1 protein-coding gene is annotated in these 266 nt (G+C 35.0%); it reads left to right on the top strand.

Annotation, left to right across the window (positions count from 1 at the left end):
- Positions 1-266, top strand: a 266-nt coding sequence (locus tag KIH86_RS08840) for a hypothetical protein (RefSeq protein ID WP_223110405.1), incomplete at both ends; no start/stop codon positions are given.

Consider the following 266-nt stretch of genomic DNA (forward strand, 5'->3'; position numbering starts at 1 on the left):
CCTGTGTCTTATGACCTCGGTGAAGGGCTTTACGACAATTTGACACTTTCAAATGTGAAAATTGAAAAAGTAATTAAACCCCTTAAAGGTAAAAAATTAGATGTGGGCGATGAGATTTGGATTGTCGAAAGCGAGTGGACAGATAAAGAAACTGGTGTTATCCACCATACAGAAAACTATTCTAAAATGACTGACAACAAAAAATATAGGCTTTATTTAGGCTATAATTCTGAGGTCGATAATTATTATCCAGTAGGTTTGCTGTA

The sequence above is a fragment of the Paenibacillus sinensis genome, assembly GCF_019904155.1.
In the GTDB taxonomy this organism is placed as follows: domain Bacteria; phylum Bacillota; class Bacilli; order Paenibacillales; family Paenibacillaceae; genus Paenibacillus_AQ; species Paenibacillus_AQ sinensis.